Here is a 13,488-nt window from a genome sequence, read left to right as displayed (position 1 = left end):
CAAACTCGCCCAATTCGACACAAGCGCCCACACCATTGCTTGATCAATCTGTTAAAGAACATTCGGCGTCCGCCGCGAAGAAGGATCATTATAAAGACTTTCCAGTCCGTGTCAACCCTTCCTTTTCCCTTCCCTCCCGCCGCCTGCGCCGCCCGATTCGCTCAGGCCCGTCAGCACCGGAAGAGCTGACTATTATGCCTCAACCCACCTCACCCGTCAAGTGCGTGGGTTTAATTTAACCTTGGCGATTTTCCGTTTCCCCACTTGGACGATGTATGAGGCTCCTGCCCTCAATACTAGCTTTTGGTCAGAGATCTTCTCTCCGTCGATCTTTACGCCACCCTGCAGGATGAGTCGATTCGATTCCGAGGTACTAGCGGCCAAGCCTAAATCTTTAAGGAGATTCGGGACTGGATAGCCGCTTTCTCCAGTTACTAACTCTTGCTCATCCAAGTTCTCAGGAATCAAACCTTGCTTAAAGCGAGCCTCGAAATTCTCCAAAGCGCTTTTAGCGAAACACGGCCCATGAAAGCGGCCCACGATTTCTTGCGCGAATCGAACCTTGTATTCGCGTGGATTAGCGCCTTCACTGCACTGTCGTTTCCAAGCATTGATCTCTGACAATGGCGTAAAACTTAGCAACTCCATATACCGCCACATTAAGTCATCAGAAATGGACATCAGCTTTCCGAACATTTCATCGAACGGCTCAGCAATTCCAACGTAATTAGCTAGCGATTTCGACATTTTTTGTATGCCGTCCAACCCTTCCAAAATCGGCATCGTGATAACAACTTGAGGCTTCTGCCCGAATGTTTCTTGCAATTGCCGCCCAACTAAAAGGTTAAATTTCTGGTCAGTTCCACCTAACTCGACATCAGCCTTCATGGCGACCGAGTCATATCCCTGAATAAGCGGATATAGAAATTCATGGATAGCTATTGGCTGTCCGGCCTTGTATCTGTTGCTAAAGTCATCCCTCTCCAGCATTCGCGCGACGGTATGCTTAGCAGCCAATTGGATCAAGTCAGCCGAGGTCATAGCGTTCATCCAACTGGAATTGAACATGACCAGGGTCTTCTCCGGATGCAAGATTTTGTATATTTGCTCCTCATAGGTTCGAGCATTCTCGATTACCTGATCCCGGGTCAGAGGTTTGCGAGTAGCATTTTTCCCGGTGGGATCGCCGATCATTCCAGTAAAGTCGCCGATGAGGAATATAGCCTCGTGACCTAGATCCTGAAACTGCTTCAGTTTGTTTAAAAGAACCGTATGTCCGAGGTGCAGATCCGGTGCCGTAGGATCGAAACCGGCTTTTATGCGCAGAGGGCGTCCTTCGCCCAATTTCTTGATTAACTCATCTTCTCTGATAATCTCCGCCGTGCCTCTTCCGATTAATGCTAGCGCTTCGTCGACAGACATAGAGAAATCCTGTTTGGTCGTCTGAATAAAAAAGCTGGAATTGTAAATCAGGGGCAGATGTACGTCGCTTAGAATTAGCGATCACGATGAACTTTGTTAGACGCCGAGTTCGTTAGATTACTCGCCGGATCGCCCTAAACCTGCTGCACGGCATCTAAAGCTACACGGTGAACGCCGTCACTGAAGTTTTAGAGATACATCCCAATACTGTGTACCGCTTGGAAGGTCCGGGCACAAGCTAAAGGAGGCACTGAGGATCTATCAGCACGCTGTCCTTAGAGAGTCTACGCTGCCATAGATCCCTTGTTACCTTCTTAATTAATTACAAAAATGCTCTGCACTCCGCATAAAATCACAAATCTCCGACAAAAACGCCCCGTTGCTCATGCATAATGATTAGCACACTTAGGCTTTCCGCCAGGTAGATGGACAACTTGACCAAACCGGCTCTACCTCGCACCATGGTTTACATTCATTTTCTTGCCCGCTATCTCGTCCTTCCGGCGTTTCTGACGGTTCTCGTTCTAGTAGCGCTTGTTATAGAAACCAAACCCTTGGTACCGCCGAGCCAAGACCCCGCTCACGAGTACCTGGCCAGAACCCGACAGTTGCTCAGCACAACGGTTCAGTTCACACAGACCGATAATCCGGAAAAGCTGATCGTTTTGACCGACAGTGATCTGACTGCTGCCTCTAATTTCGCTCTTCTTAAGAAGAAATTGGACGGTCAGGCCAATTGTACGATCAAGAAAAGCCGATTGAAGCTCGCAATGACTATCCGATTACCTATAAAGCTGACTCCGCTTTTTCTGAATTTCAGGGTCATCGCTGACGATGCTGACCCTCACGCAGTCATCAAGCAGCTTAAACTCGGCAGTCTGGCCATGCCCAGGGTGGTGGTTAAGTGGCTTATGCGCGGCTTTTTGAACTTTGCGCCGCTATTCCGATACAGTCAGATCGGCGACCAATTGATCAAGAGAATCCGTATCATCGATGGACAGCTGCAGGTGGCCGTCAATTGGAATCGAGATGCGCTGAGTCAAGCCAAAGGTCTAATAACCGATTTGGGCGATAAAGAACGGCTATTGGTTTATAACGACAAGCTCGCGGAAATCGTCAATCAATCTCAACTGAAGCGTTTCATGCGACTCGGTCCTTTGACGCAAGATCTGTTTGCCCTGGCTAAGAGCCGATCTGAGGACAACAATCCGATCGAGGAAAACCGCGCGCTAATTTTGGTCTTAAGTGCATACGTTAACGGCAAAAACATAGCGCAGTGGCTGCCGTCAAATCAGCAACCGATCATTCCTCCCCGGCGCGGGGTACTCCTTAACCGTCGCACCGATACGGCCCAGCATTTTATGGCCTCAGCGGCTTTGGCCATGTCCGGCCATAGCACCTTGGCGAACATGATCGGCCTTGCCAAAGAAATGAACGATACCCATAGCGGAAGCGGTTTCAGTTTCACGGATTTAGCCGCCGATCACGCCGGCGCCTTGTTCGGCAAAACTGCAGTCCGCTCGGAAGAGAAGGCGCGCAAAGTACAAAACATCCTGAGCCAGAGCGCCGATGAATCCTTATTTATGCCAAACATTAATGATCTGCCGGAGAATTTGAATCCCACCGAGTTCGCGCAGCGTTTCAAGGACATCCAAAGCCCTGAGTTCAATGAGTTGAAAAGACAGATCGAAGAACGAATCCTGGCTTGTACCCTCTACCAGCCATAATCCTGTTTATAGCGCCGAGATCCACAAGTAACGATCTAAGCCATAACTTGTTTGAGGAAAATCCCGGTCCCGCTGTGCATATAGCGTTCTCCGGCGCGCAAAAACAAAAAAGCCAGCTCAAAGAGCTGGCTTTTTTGCCAAACACTGACCGTTGCGATTATTCGTAATCGAAGGTTTTATCCGCGTAGCTCGGTAACCGCGGCATTTCCTGCTTCGGGAATTCGCCATTCAAGGCATTGAGGAAGGCCACAAGGTCGGCGGTTTGCTCCGGAGTCACATCCTTGTTCAACTGCAGCTTGGCCATGACCTTCACCGCATCTTCCAGGCTTTTTACCTTGCCATTGTGGAAGTACGGCGCCGTCAGTGCGATGTTGCGCAGGGTCGGCACCTTGTACATATGCTTGTCGGCTTCGTTCTTGGTTACGTCATAACGCCCCATATCCTTGGACAAGTTGTATTGGGCCTCAAGATAACCGTTCTCGTAAGTAGGAAACTTCATGAAGAACCCGGTGCCCTCGGGCAGCTGCGGACCGTTGAAAGCGGGTCCCGAATGACAGCTGCTGCAGCCGAGTTCTGCAAAGGTATTCATGCCCCGTACCTGCTGCTCGGTCATCGCATTCTTGTCGCCGTTGACATATTTGTCATAAGCGCTGTTCGGAGTAATCAGAGTACGCTCGTAGGCTGCAATGGCCTTGGCGGCATTGTCGGCGGTGACTGAATCGACATTGCCGAAAGCGGCGGTAAACGCCTGCGTATAACCCGGAATAACTTTCAAGCGGGCGATGACGTCGTCCCAGCTTTTCATGCCCATTTCGATCGGATTGGTTACCGGACCTTTGGCTTGAGCTTCAAGACTCGGAGCCCGCCCATCCCAGAACTGGACCGAATTGAAGGCGGAATTCCAAACGGTTGGGGCACTGCGTCCGCCCACTTGGCCGCGCACGCCTACCGACCCGCCACGATTATCCTCGCCGCCGTTCATCACGTTGTGGCAAGAACTGCAGGACACCGTGCCGCTGGAGGACAAACGAGGATCGTGATAGAGCATTCTGCCCAATTCGACCTTGGCTGGCGTGCTCGGATTATCCGAGGGTTCCGGCGCCTTACTAGGCAATGCCTGCCACTCGCCCGCCGCTGCAGTCATCGACGCTCCAGCCAAGGCGAGAGCACTGATTAATACATTCAGCTTAAACATGGAATGCTGCTCCTCTCTTCTAGTTATTTCGTTATTCGCCGACGGAAAGGCCGTCGCATGTTTTTGTAGGGTAAGGGGAAACCCTTATATTGAATTACTTTGACAATTGCAACCCAGAGCTCGATACCGGATTATCGGTCTGTCGGGCCCCAACACCGACTCGTTCCGGATGCCGAAAGGTCAGAGCAGACAACAGTCCAGATATTTCATCTTGCCCCATCTTTGCGTTAGCCGCGGAACCCGAAATAAGCGGCCGGCCATTTTGTCGGCTGTAGTGATTTAATCGTGCAGCATGCCCTGCCGGACGATGAAGTCCGCAACAATCTGCAATCCTTCGCCCGTTTTCAGATTCGTGAAAACGAATGGCCGGTCGCCGCGCATTTTTCGGGCGTCCCGGTCCATTACCTCCAGCGAGGCGCCGACATAAGGCGCGAGGTCGATCTTGTTGATCACCAGGAGATCCGAGCGGGTGATGCCCGGTCCACCCTTTCGGGGAATTTTGTCGCCGGCCGCCACGTCTATGACATAGATCGTAAGATCGGCGAGCTCCGGACTGAAGGTGGCGCTGAGATTGTCGCCGCCGCTCTCCACCAGCACGAAATCCAGATTCGGGAACCGATGACATAGGTCGTCCACCGCCGCGAGGTTCATCGAGGCGTCCTCCCGAATTGCCGTGTGCGGGCAACCTCCGGTTTCGACGCCCAAAATCCGCTCTTCCGTCAGCGCCTGACTGCGGATCAGAAATTGCTGGTCTTCCCTTGTGTAGATGTCGTTGGTCACCACGCCGATCTGATAGCGTTCGCGCATCAGCTTGCACAGCGCATCCACCAGCGCGGTCTTGCCCGAACCCACCGGACCGCCGACGCCCACTCTCAATACGTGCCGATCTTGATCATTCATTTTTTTCTCTTGGTCTTACGCATTTTGCTCCTTCCCCCTCTGGGAGACCCGTCGACAGTGCAGTCGAAGGGCCCAGAGCGCCCGGTATGAACGTGGGATGAGGGAATCAAAAGAAAAAACTCCGTGGTTTTCGACTCACCCTAACCGTCTCCCAAAGGGAGAGGGAACTAAAGGCGAATATCTTAAGAACGGAATAGCCGCGAGTACTGCACCTCGTGGCGGCTGCTGGCCAAAGCCAAGCCGAAGGCGCTGCCGCCGATCTCGTCATCGGTTAGGCTGAACGCCTCCGTCACCCGTCCGGGCAAGCGCTCCGCCAGTTCGCTCAACAACCGCTGCCCCGCCGCTTGTCCGAGCGGTACGAGCTTTACGGCGCACAGGACCTGGTTTTCCAGCCAGCTCCACAAATAACCCAGCGCCGCCTCGAACTTAGGGATTCCCCAGCTTACCGCCGCCAAGCTGAAACAGGTGGCGAGAGTGGCGGACGGCTTCCGCACCCAAACTCCGGCACGCTCGACGTTCAAACCGACCAACACTCTAGCCAAGGCTTGTCCGCTCAGGCGGTCCTCCGTTCGCAATTCGCCGGTTTCCCGATAGGCAAGAAGATGGGTGCTCCAGTGTTCGACGGCGGCAACATCCGCTTCGACCCAGGCATCGTACAGGCGTGACAGGCACGGTAAATCCGTTCTCGTTTGGCAACGTTCGAGAACTCCGGCAATCCACTCGCCCGCCTGCTGCTCGTTTCTTACCCAGGCATCCTCCACCGCCCGCTCCAAACCCTGCGAATAGCTGTACATGCCGATGGGCAACGCCGGACTAACCAGTTGCAGCAGCTTCACCAGACCCAGATCAGTGATCATGGTGATGTCCGTGATAAGCCCCGCGTTCCGGCTCGAACGGCATCAGTGCGTGCTCGATCGTCAGACCCAATCCTCGCACCATGTCGTCCAGCACGTGATCCCGGAGATAGCGCAGTTCGCCCCGGTTGATCTGTAGAGCGACATGCCGGTTGCCGAGGTGATAGCAAACCTTGGCGAATAATAGCGAATCATCGGTGCGTACCACCGATACCGGCTCTGCCGCGGCCCGCACCAGCACCACGCGACCATCGTCAGCCGCCAAGCGGTCTCCGTCCCGGAGAATGGTTCCTCGGGGCAGAAACACGCCCGCTTCGGCTCCGCTGTCGAGACGGACCAGCAAGCGGCTTTTCTGCCGGGCCTCGAAGGGCAAAGTCAGCGTATCCTGATGATCCGGTCCCGGCGGAGCGAATTCGGTGAGTTTCAACATTCTCTGAAAATCAAAACAGAAAATACCGCTGCGCCAAGGGCAGCACGTCCGCCGGCTCGCAGGTCAGCAATACACCGTCCGCACGCACCGCATAAGTTTGCGGGTCGACCTCGATCCGGGGCATGTAACTGTTGTGAATCAGGCTGGCTTTGCCGATGCTACGCGTATTCGACACGACGCCGACCAGCTTTTGGAGCCCCAGCCGTTTCGCGACGTCCGCCTCGGTTGCCGCCTTGGATAAAAAGGTCATCGAGGTCGCGCTGCAGGCACCGCCGTAAGCTCCGAACATGGGGCGGTAATGCACCGGCTGCGGCGTCGGGATCGATGCATTGGGATCGCCCATGGGCGCCGCGGCGATCATGCCGCCCTTAATAATGAGGCTGGGCTTGACGCCGAAAAAGGCCGGCGGCCATAGCACCAGATCGGCCAGCTTGCCGACTTCCACCGAACCCACCTCGTGGGCAATGCCATGGCTGATGGCCGGGTTGATGGTGTACTTGGCGATGTAGCGCTTGATACGGAAGTTGTCGTGCCGCGCCGGGTCCTCCGGAAGACTCCCCCGCTGAATCTTCATTTTGTGAGCCGTTTGCCAGGTACGCGTGATGACTTCCCCCACCCGCCCCATGGCCTGAGAATCGGACGCAATCATCGAGAATGCACCGAGATCGTGAAGAATATCCTCGGCGGCGATGGTTTCCCGGCGAATGCGCGATTCGGCGAAAGCGACATCCTCGGGAATGCCCGGGTCCAAATGATGACAGACCATCAGCATGTCGAGGTGTTCGTCCACCGTGTTGACCGTGTAAGGCCGCGTGGGATTAGTGGACGAGGGCAGCACGTTGGCCTCGCCGCAAGCCTTGATGATGTCCGGGGCATGGCCGCCACCCGCGCCTTCGGTGTGATAGGTGTGAATGGTGCGTCCCTTGAACGCCGCCAAGGTGTCCTCGACAAAGCCGGATTCGTTCAAGGTATCCGTGTGGATCGCCGCCTGCACGTCGAATGCATCGGCGACCGAGAGACAACAATCGATGGCGGCTGGCGTCGTGCCCCAGTCTTCGTGCAGCTTCAATCCCATCGCCCCGGCGCGGAGCTGTTCCTCCAGCGCCTCCGGCAAGCTAGCGTTGCCCTTCCCCAGGAGGCCGATGTTCATGGGCAGCCCGTCCACCGATTGCAGCATGCGGTGGATGTTCCACGGCCCCGGCGTGCAGGTGGTGGCATTGGTGCCGGTCGCCGGGCCCGTTCCCCCGCCGATCATGGTGGTCACCCCGGACATCAGGGCTTCTTCGATCTGTTGCGGACAAATGAAGTGAATATGCGCATCGATGCCGCCCGCCGTGAGAATCTGCCCTTCGCCCGCGATGACTTCGGTGCCGGGACCGACGACGATGTCGACCCCGGCCTGGGTGTCCGGGTTGCCCGCCTTGCCGATCCCCGCGATCCGTCCGTTCTTGATGCCGACATCGGCTTTGACGATGCCCCAATGGTCCACGATCAGCGCATTGGTGATGACCGTGTCCACCGCCGTTTCCGAAGTGCGCTGGCTTTGACCCATGCCGTCGCGGATTACCTTGCCGCCGCCGAACTTAACTTCGTCACCGTAAACGGTCCAGTCTTCCTCCACCTGAACGAAAAGCTCCGTATCCGCCAGCCGCACCCGGTCACCCGTGGTCGGACCAAACATTTCGGCGTAGGCTTGCCTCCCGATCCGGCTCATAAGGCACCCATGATCTTTTGTTGAAATCCGTAAATGCGGCGGCTGCCCGCAAACGGCACCAGCCGAACCTCCCGCGTCTGGCCCGGCTCGAAACGCACCGCTGTGCCCGCCGGGATGTCCAGCCGATAGCCCCGAGCCAGATCCCGATCGAAGCGCAAAGCCGAATTGGTCTCGAAGAAGTGGTAATGGGAACCTACCTGAATCGGTCGATCCCCCGTATTCGCGACAACCACGGTGACGGCCTCGCGTCCCGCATTCAGCTCGATCTCGCCGTCTTCGACGAAGATTTCTCCGGGTATCATTCGCCCTCCCTAAAGTTATTCAAAACCGTAGCGAGCCCCGTCAGGGCAAGGCGCGAAAGGGCGAAAAACCGGAGTGTACAGAGGCGTACATGAGGATTTTGAGCCCTTGAGCAACGCGGCCATGGCGGGGCGCAGTAGATTTTATAGAATCGGATTATGGACAGTGACCAGCTTGGTGCCGTCCGGAAATGTCGCCTCCACCTGCACCTCCGGAATCATCTCCGCCACGCCATCCATGACGTCCTCCCGGCTCAGCAGCGTGCGCCCGTACGCCATCAATTCCGCAACGCTGCGTCCTTCCCTCGCACCTTCCATGATGGCGGCGCTGAGATAAGCCACCGCCTCCGGATAGTTAAGTTTCAAGCCCTTCGCCTTGCGCCGCTCGGCGAGCAGCGCCGCGGTAAAAAGGAGTAATTTGTCTTTTTCTCGTGGGGTTAATTGCATGGCCGCTGTTACACGTTTCAAAAATCATGGGTAGGGTGGGTTAGACGCGCCTCCCTTGGCCCTTCCCTTTACTCTTAACCTTCGAGCGCGTCGTAACCCACCAATTAACCTTTGGGCTTGCATCGACGGTCGCCGGTGGGTTACGGCACGCATCAAAGCCGATGCAACCGGGAAGCTTATCGCAAAGCGTGCCTAACCCACCCTACATCTTGTTTCGATGAACTCTGCCTATCGACGCCTTTCAAGTCGCCCAAATCCTCGGCAAGCACACCGGCCGGCCGATGACATCCGGACGGATGGCCCGCCACAACTCGACCAATAGCCGACGCAGGGGCTCGATATGACTGTCCAGAGCGCGACACACCAGCAAATCGTCGATCACCGTAGCCCCGAAGGCGGGCCGGTCGCCGGCGACAACCCGCACAAGCTCCAGGCTTTTGGGCGACGCAGGGTAAGCGTACAGGGTTGCGCCGATCGGCTGTCCCTGTAAGCCCCAGCTAGCCTTGAGAACCTGATCATCCACCTCGAACCGTTCGATCAGCAGCGGCCTTTCGTTCACCCGAATCGACCACCGAAACGCCGCTCTTCCTCGATCGAACGCTTCGCCGCTGGCCGGACGGCCGAAGCAAAAGCTTTCCCAGCCTATGAACCGCGCCGACTCCGCCAAGCTGACGTCCACTTCCGAAACGACCCGAGCCCCGCGATAGAAAATGGCCTCTTGCGGAAGCCATTCCAGCGCGGCGGTCGCGCCTGCCGCCAGATGAACCGACTGCCGCGCCGCAAGGCCTTCGCTCCGGTAGAACTTGCCCGCGGCGGGCGTGGTCACCAGCGCCCTGCTCTCCGCTCCGGCATTCACCCGAATATCCAAACGATCTCCCCCGACTACCCCACCCGGCGGATGAAGAAGATATACGTGGCAAAGATCTCCCTCCGGATAAAACGGCCTTTGTACCGTGAGCGGGCCGCGGTGCCGACGCTGGACCAGCAGGGTTTTTCCCTGCCGGGATTCGAAGCCGAGCCGAAGGTCCGCCTCCCAACTCGAACCCGACTCCTGGACTGACAAGGCCGCGGCCTAGCTTCCGGCCAAGAGGTAAACACCCACACCGGCGCAAAACGCCCCGAGCGCCCGACGCAGCGGTTCAAGGTTCCGGGCAACGGCCCCGAGAAGAATTCCCAATCCGTGCAAAAACGCGGTAGCCATCAGAAATCCCGAGGCATAAGTGAAAGCGCTCATACCCGACCCGATTTCCTCGGCGTGTACATACCCGTGGAACAGGGCGAAACCCGCCACCAAAGCACCCGCCAGACCATATGCCGTGCGCCGGTTCCACAAGAGAACGAGCCCCATGACGGCCACCGAAAGCGATACCGGCACCTCGGCGGAAGGCAGAACGAAACCCGCATGCTGGATACCGGCCCCGGCCGCCATGACGGTCACGAAGGAAAGCGGCAAGAACCACAAGGCGCGGCCGCCCAGCACAGCAGCCCACAGACCGACGGCCAGCATCGTCAACAAATGGTCCAGCCCCGTGAACGGATGGAAAAATCCGGCGGCAAAGCCGTGAATCGAACCGCCTCCGGTGTGGGCGAAAGCGTCTTCGGATAGGAGCATTAAGGGCGCCACGACGGCTATAGAAAATTTCAAAGCTGCTACAAGCTTTCTTGCCCGTACGCCGGGAACGGCAGCTGCCCCTTCGACGGGGCTCAGGACAGGCTTATCCCGGCCTACAAAGGTCGAAATCAACAAATTACGCGAAAGCCGCTGAGTCATGAATCCTCCGTAAGATCGAAAATCGATGGTGCGTCTTAACACGTTACACGGTCAGATACTGCCGCACCATATCTTCCGTCAATTCGTCCATGGCCCCGCCGGCGACGATGCGCCCCTTATCCATCACAAAGAATCGGTTGGCCACGCGCCTTACGAAATGCTGTTTTTGTTCCACCAGGAGAACCGTCACTCCCATTTCCCGGTTGACTCGGACAATGGCGTCGCGAATCTCGTCTGCCACGGACGGCTCACGTCGCTCGAAGTGGACTTCTTTGCCGCGCGCCCGGTTAAGACGGATGATCACATCGCCGATTTCGCTGACGATATTGGGTTGTATGCCCTCGGTGGGCTCGTCGAGGATCAAGAGTTTGGGCTGCAACACCAATGCCCGCCCGATGGCGAGTTGCTGCTGCTGCCCGCCCGAAAGATCGCCGCCCCGGCGGCGCAGCATGGTCTTGAGCACGGGAAAAATCTCGAACACTTCTTCGGGAATCCGCTTGGATTTGTCGCCGCGTGCCCTGAGCCCCGTCTTCAGATTTTCCTCCACGGTCAGCATGGGAAAGATTTCCCGACCCTGCGGGACATAACCGATACCCAATTCGGCGCGCTTTTCCGCTCTTAACGCTGTCAGAGAACGATCGCCAAAGCGGATCTCGCCCGACCGGGCGGAAAGCAGCCCCATGATGCATTTCAGCAGCGTGGTCTTGCCGACGCCGTTCCGTCCCATGAGGGACACGCAGGACCCTTCCGGAATATCGAGGCTCAGATCCCAAAGGGTGTGGCTTTCGCCGTAGTATTGATTCAGTGCGGCTACGCTCAGCATCAGGCCCCCAAATACACTTCGATCACCCGCGGATCGTTCTGGACTTCGTCCATGCGCCCTTCGGTCAATACCGAGCCTTCGTGCAACACCGTGACCTTCCGGGCGATGGACCGCACGAACTCCATGTCGTGCTCCACCACCACGACCGAGTGCTTCCCTTCGAGCGACAGCAACAATTCGGCGGTCCGTTCCGTCTCCTGGTGGGTCATGCCCGCTACGGGCTCGTCCACCAGCAGCACCTTGGGTTGCTGCATCAGCAGCATGCCGATTTCCAGCCATTGCTTCTGCCCGTGGGACAGTTCGCCGGCCCGCCGGTCCCGATGCCCGGTCAAGCCGATGGTCTCAAGGACTTCATGAATGGAATCCCGCTGTTCCCCTGTCAATCGCGCGAACAGGATCGGCCATACCCGTTTGTCGGTGCGCATGGCCAATTCCAGGTTTTCGAACACGGTTTGTTTCTCGAACACGCTGGGCTTCTGGAATTTCCGGCAGATGCCGGCTTCTGCAATGGCCGGCTCGTCCAGCGTCAAAAGATCCAGGGTCTGGCCGAAATAAACGGTGCCCTTGTCCGGTCGGGTCTTCCCGGTGATGACATCCATCATCGTCGTCTTGCCGGCGCCGTTCGGCCCGATGATGCAGCGCAGTTCGCCGTCGTCGATGTAGAGCGTCAGCGCATTGAGCGCCCGGAATCCGTCGAAACTGACCGTGACTTCTTCCAGATAGAGTATCGGCTTGTGTGCCGGTTCGATCCGGCGATCGGCAAGTTGCTCGTCATTCGCCGGAACGGCCGTGAGTTCTGCCTTGGCGGCGCTCGCGGCGGTCATGCGGCCTGCTCCCGGCGGCGCCAAAGCCCGGCCAAACCTTCGGGCAACAGCAAGGTAACCAGCACGAATATCGCGCCCAGGGCGAACAGCCACATTTCGGGCAATACACCCGTGAATACGGTTTTGGCGTAATTCACCAGAATCGCGCCGACGATCGCGCCGTAAAGCGTTCCCCGGCCGCCGACCGCCACCCAGATGACGATCTCGATCGAGGTCAGCGGAGAAAACTCGCTGGGATTGATGATGCCGACCTGGGGCACGTATAAGGCCCCAGCTAGACCTGCCAGAACCGCGGAAAAAACGAAGACCCAGAGCTTGAACTGCTCGACCCGATAGCCCAGGAACCGGGTCCGGTTCTCCGCGTCGCGGATCGCCGCCACCACCCGCCCCAGCTTGGATTCGACCACCAGGCGGCTGGCCACGTACGCGCCCATCAGCGAGAGCGAGGACGCCATGAACAGAGCCGCGCGCGTGCCGTCGGACTGGAGATTGAAGCCCAAGATGTCTTTGAAATCGGTCAGGCCGTTGTTGCCGCCGAAGCCCATCTCATTGCGGAAAAACGCCAGCATCAGGGCGTAGGTGAGCGCTTGAGTGATGATGGAAAGGTAGACGCCGGTCACCCGCGAGCGAAACGCCAGCCATCCGAACACGAATGCCAAGAGGCCCGGTGCCAAGAGCACCATCACGAGCGAAAACCAGAACTGATCGAAGCCGTACCAATACCAGGGCAATTCCTGCCAGTTGAGGAACACCATGAAATCGGGCAAAACCGGATTGCCGTATACGCCGCGCTCGCCGATCTGCCGCATCAGATACATGCCCATGGCATAGCCGCCGAGAGCGAAAAAAGCGCCGTGGCCTAGGCTCAGAATGCCGCAATAGCCCCAGACCAGATCCACCGCCAAAGCGAGCAGCGCGTAGGTCAGATATTTGCCCACCAAAGTCACGGTGTAGGTCGACAGATGCAAGGGCGAGGATTCCGGCAAAGCCAGGTTGCCGAGCGGGACGAGCACCGTAATCGTCGCGAGCACGATCAGAAAAGGACCGTCGACCGCATGCTTGCGCAGTAGGCTGAATGCCAT

At 57.1% G+C, this 13,488-nt stretch carries 15 protein-coding genes; 2 read left to right on the top strand and 13 right to left on the bottom strand.

Features of this window, described 5'->3' with window-relative positions; all coding sequences use genetic code 11:
- A partial coding sequence (locus tag VEB01_RS17750; RefSeq protein WP_324877765.1) for a hypothetical protein occupies positions 1–239 on the top strand: 239 nt, incomplete at its 5' end.
- On the opposite strand, the gene tyrS is transcribed toward VEB01_RS17750, so the two are convergent.
- A complete protein-coding gene (tyrS, locus tag VEB01_RS17745) occupies positions 217–1,422 on the bottom strand; it encodes a tyrosine--tRNA ligase (RefSeq protein WP_324877763.1) in 1,206 nt (401 codons plus the stop codon). The two genes, VEB01_RS17750 and tyrS, sit on opposite strands and share 23 nt — an antisense overlap.
- A 425-nt stretch (positions 1,423–1,847) precedes the next feature.
- On the opposite strand from tyrS, the gene VEB01_RS17740 reads away from it, so the two are divergent.
- Entirely contained in the window at positions 1,848–3,149 is a 1,302-nt protein-coding gene (locus tag VEB01_RS17740) for a hypothetical protein (RefSeq protein WP_324877761.1), read from the top strand.
- A gap of 157 nt (positions 3,150–3,306) precedes the next feature.
- Here the strand turns inward: VEB01_RS17740 and VEB01_RS17735 are convergent, their stop codons facing one another.
- From VEB01_RS17735 to urtC, 12 genes are all read right to left on the bottom strand, one after another.
- Complete coding sequence (locus VEB01_RS17735) at positions 3,307–4,344, bottom strand: cytochrome-c peroxidase (RefSeq protein WP_324877759.1); 1,038 nt, start codon at positions 4,342–4,344, stop codon at positions 3,307–3,309.
- 279 nt (positions 4,345–4,623) lie between these two features.
- On the bottom strand, positions 4,624–5,244 hold the full coding sequence (gene ureG, locus VEB01_RS17730) for an urease accessory protein UreG (RefSeq protein ID WP_324877757.1): 621 nt from the start codon (positions 5,242–5,244) through the stop codon (positions 4,624–4,626).
- 182 nt (positions 5,245–5,426) lie between these two features.
- On the bottom strand, positions 5,427–6,101 hold the full coding sequence (locus VEB01_RS17725) for an urease accessory protein UreF (protein ID WP_324877756.1): 675 nt from the start codon (positions 6,099–6,101) through the stop codon (positions 5,427–5,429).
- A complete protein-coding gene (ureE, locus tag VEB01_RS17720; protein WP_324877754.1) occupies positions 6,091–6,528 on the bottom strand; it encodes an urease accessory protein UreE in 438 nt (145 codons plus the stop codon). Before ureE ends, VEB01_RS17725 begins: the two co-directional genes overlap by 11 nt.
- Positions 6,529–6,538: 10 nt before the next feature.
- Positions 6,539–8,242 (bottom strand): urease subunit alpha, encoded by a 1,704-nt coding sequence (ureC, locus tag VEB01_RS17715; protein WP_324877752.1) that lies wholly within the window; start codon positions 8,240–8,242, stop codon positions 6,539–6,541.
- Positions 8,239–8,544, bottom strand: a complete 306-nt coding sequence (locus VEB01_RS17710) for an urease subunit beta (RefSeq protein ID WP_324877750.1) — start codon at positions 8,542–8,544, stop codon at positions 8,239–8,241. The genes ureC and VEB01_RS17710 overlap by 4 nt, the downstream gene beginning before the upstream one ends.
- A 141-nt stretch (positions 8,545–8,685) precedes the next feature.
- Positions 8,686–8,988 (bottom strand): urease subunit gamma, encoded by a 303-nt coding sequence (ureA, locus tag VEB01_RS17705; RefSeq protein WP_324877748.1) that lies wholly within the window; start codon positions 8,986–8,988, stop codon positions 8,686–8,688.
- 241 nt (positions 8,989–9,229) lie between these two features.
- Positions 9,230–10,051, bottom strand: coding sequence for an urease accessory protein UreD (locus VEB01_RS17700; protein WP_324877746.1), 822 nt, complete (start codon positions 10,049–10,051; stop codon positions 9,230–9,232).
- Between the two features lie 9 nt (positions 10,052–10,060).
- Positions 10,061–10,600, bottom strand: coding sequence for a HupE/UreJ family protein (locus VEB01_RS17695; RefSeq protein WP_324877745.1), 540 nt, complete (start codon positions 10,598–10,600; stop codon positions 10,061–10,063).
- A gap of 202 nt (positions 10,601–10,802) precedes the next feature.
- Positions 10,803–11,582 (bottom strand): ABC transporter ATP-binding protein, encoded by a 780-nt coding sequence (locus tag VEB01_RS17690; protein WP_324877743.1) that lies wholly within the window; start codon positions 11,580–11,582, stop codon positions 10,803–10,805.
- Positions 11,582–12,406, bottom strand: coding sequence for an urea ABC transporter ATP-binding protein UrtD (gene urtD, locus VEB01_RS17685; protein WP_324877741.1), 825 nt, complete (start codon positions 12,404–12,406; stop codon positions 11,582–11,584). Before urtD ends, VEB01_RS17690 begins: the two co-directional genes overlap by 1 nt.
- On the bottom strand, positions 12,403–13,488 hold the full coding sequence (gene urtC, locus VEB01_RS17680) for an urea ABC transporter permease subunit UrtC (protein ID WP_324877740.1): 1,086 nt from the start codon (positions 13,486–13,488) through the stop codon (positions 12,403–12,405). Before urtC ends, urtD begins: the two co-directional genes overlap by 4 nt.

Source organism: Methylocaldum sp., assembly GCF_035627495.1.
GTDB lineage: Bacteria > Pseudomonadota > Gammaproteobacteria > Methylococcales > Methylococcaceae > Methylocaldum.
The sequence above is the reverse complement of the archived record's forward strand: the minus strand, read 5'-3'. Positions and strand labels throughout refer to the sequence as shown.

Excerpts from the sequence above, each read along its gene's own strand:
- ureC (WP_324877752.1), bottom strand. The coding sequence starts at position 8,242 with ATGAGCCGGATCGGGAGGCAAGCCTACGCCGAAATGTTTGGTCCGACC.
- ureG (WP_324877757.1), bottom strand. The coding sequence starts at position 5,244 with ATGAATGATCAAGATCGGCACGTATTGAGAGTGGGCGTCGGCGGTCCG.
- ureA (WP_324877748.1), bottom strand. The coding sequence starts at position 8,988 with ATGCAATTAACCCCACGAGAAAAAGACAAATTACTCCTTTTTACCGCG.
- VEB01_RS17725 (WP_324877756.1), bottom strand. The coding sequence starts at position 6,101 with ATGATCACTGATCTGGGTCTGGTGAAGCTGCTGCAACTGGTTAGTCCG.
- ureE (WP_324877754.1), bottom strand. The coding sequence starts at position 6,528 with ATGTTGAAACTCACCGAATTCGCTCCGCCGGGACCGGATCATCAGGAT.
- tyrS (WP_324877763.1), bottom strand. The coding sequence starts at position 1,422 with ATGTCTGTCGACGAAGCGCTAGCATTAATCGGAAGAGGCACGGCGGAG.
- urtD (WP_324877741.1), bottom strand. The coding sequence starts at position 12,406 with ATGACCGCCGCGAGCGCCGCCAAGGCAGAACTCACGGCCGTTCCGGCG.
- VEB01_RS17735 (WP_324877759.1), bottom strand. The coding sequence starts at position 4,344 with ATGTTTAAGCTGAATGTATTAATCAGTGCTCTCGCCTTGGCTGGAGCG.
- VEB01_RS17740 (WP_324877761.1), top strand. The coding sequence starts at position 1,848 with ATGGACAACTTGACCAAACCGGCTCTACCTCGCACCATGGTTTACATT.
- urtC (WP_324877740.1), bottom strand. The coding sequence starts at position 13,488 with ATGGCATTCAGCCTACTGCGCAAGCATGCGGTCGACGGTCCTTTTCTG.
- VEB01_RS17690 (WP_324877743.1), bottom strand. The coding sequence starts at position 11,582 with ATGCTGAGCGTAGCCGCACTGAATCAATACTACGGCGAAAGCCACACC.
- VEB01_RS17695 (WP_324877745.1), bottom strand. The coding sequence starts at position 10,600 with ATGCTCCTATCCGAAGACGCTTTCGCCCACACCGGAGGCGGTTCGATT.
- VEB01_RS17710 (WP_324877750.1), bottom strand. The coding sequence starts at position 8,544 with ATGATACCCGGAGAAATCTTCGTCGAAGACGGCGAGATCGAGCTGAAT.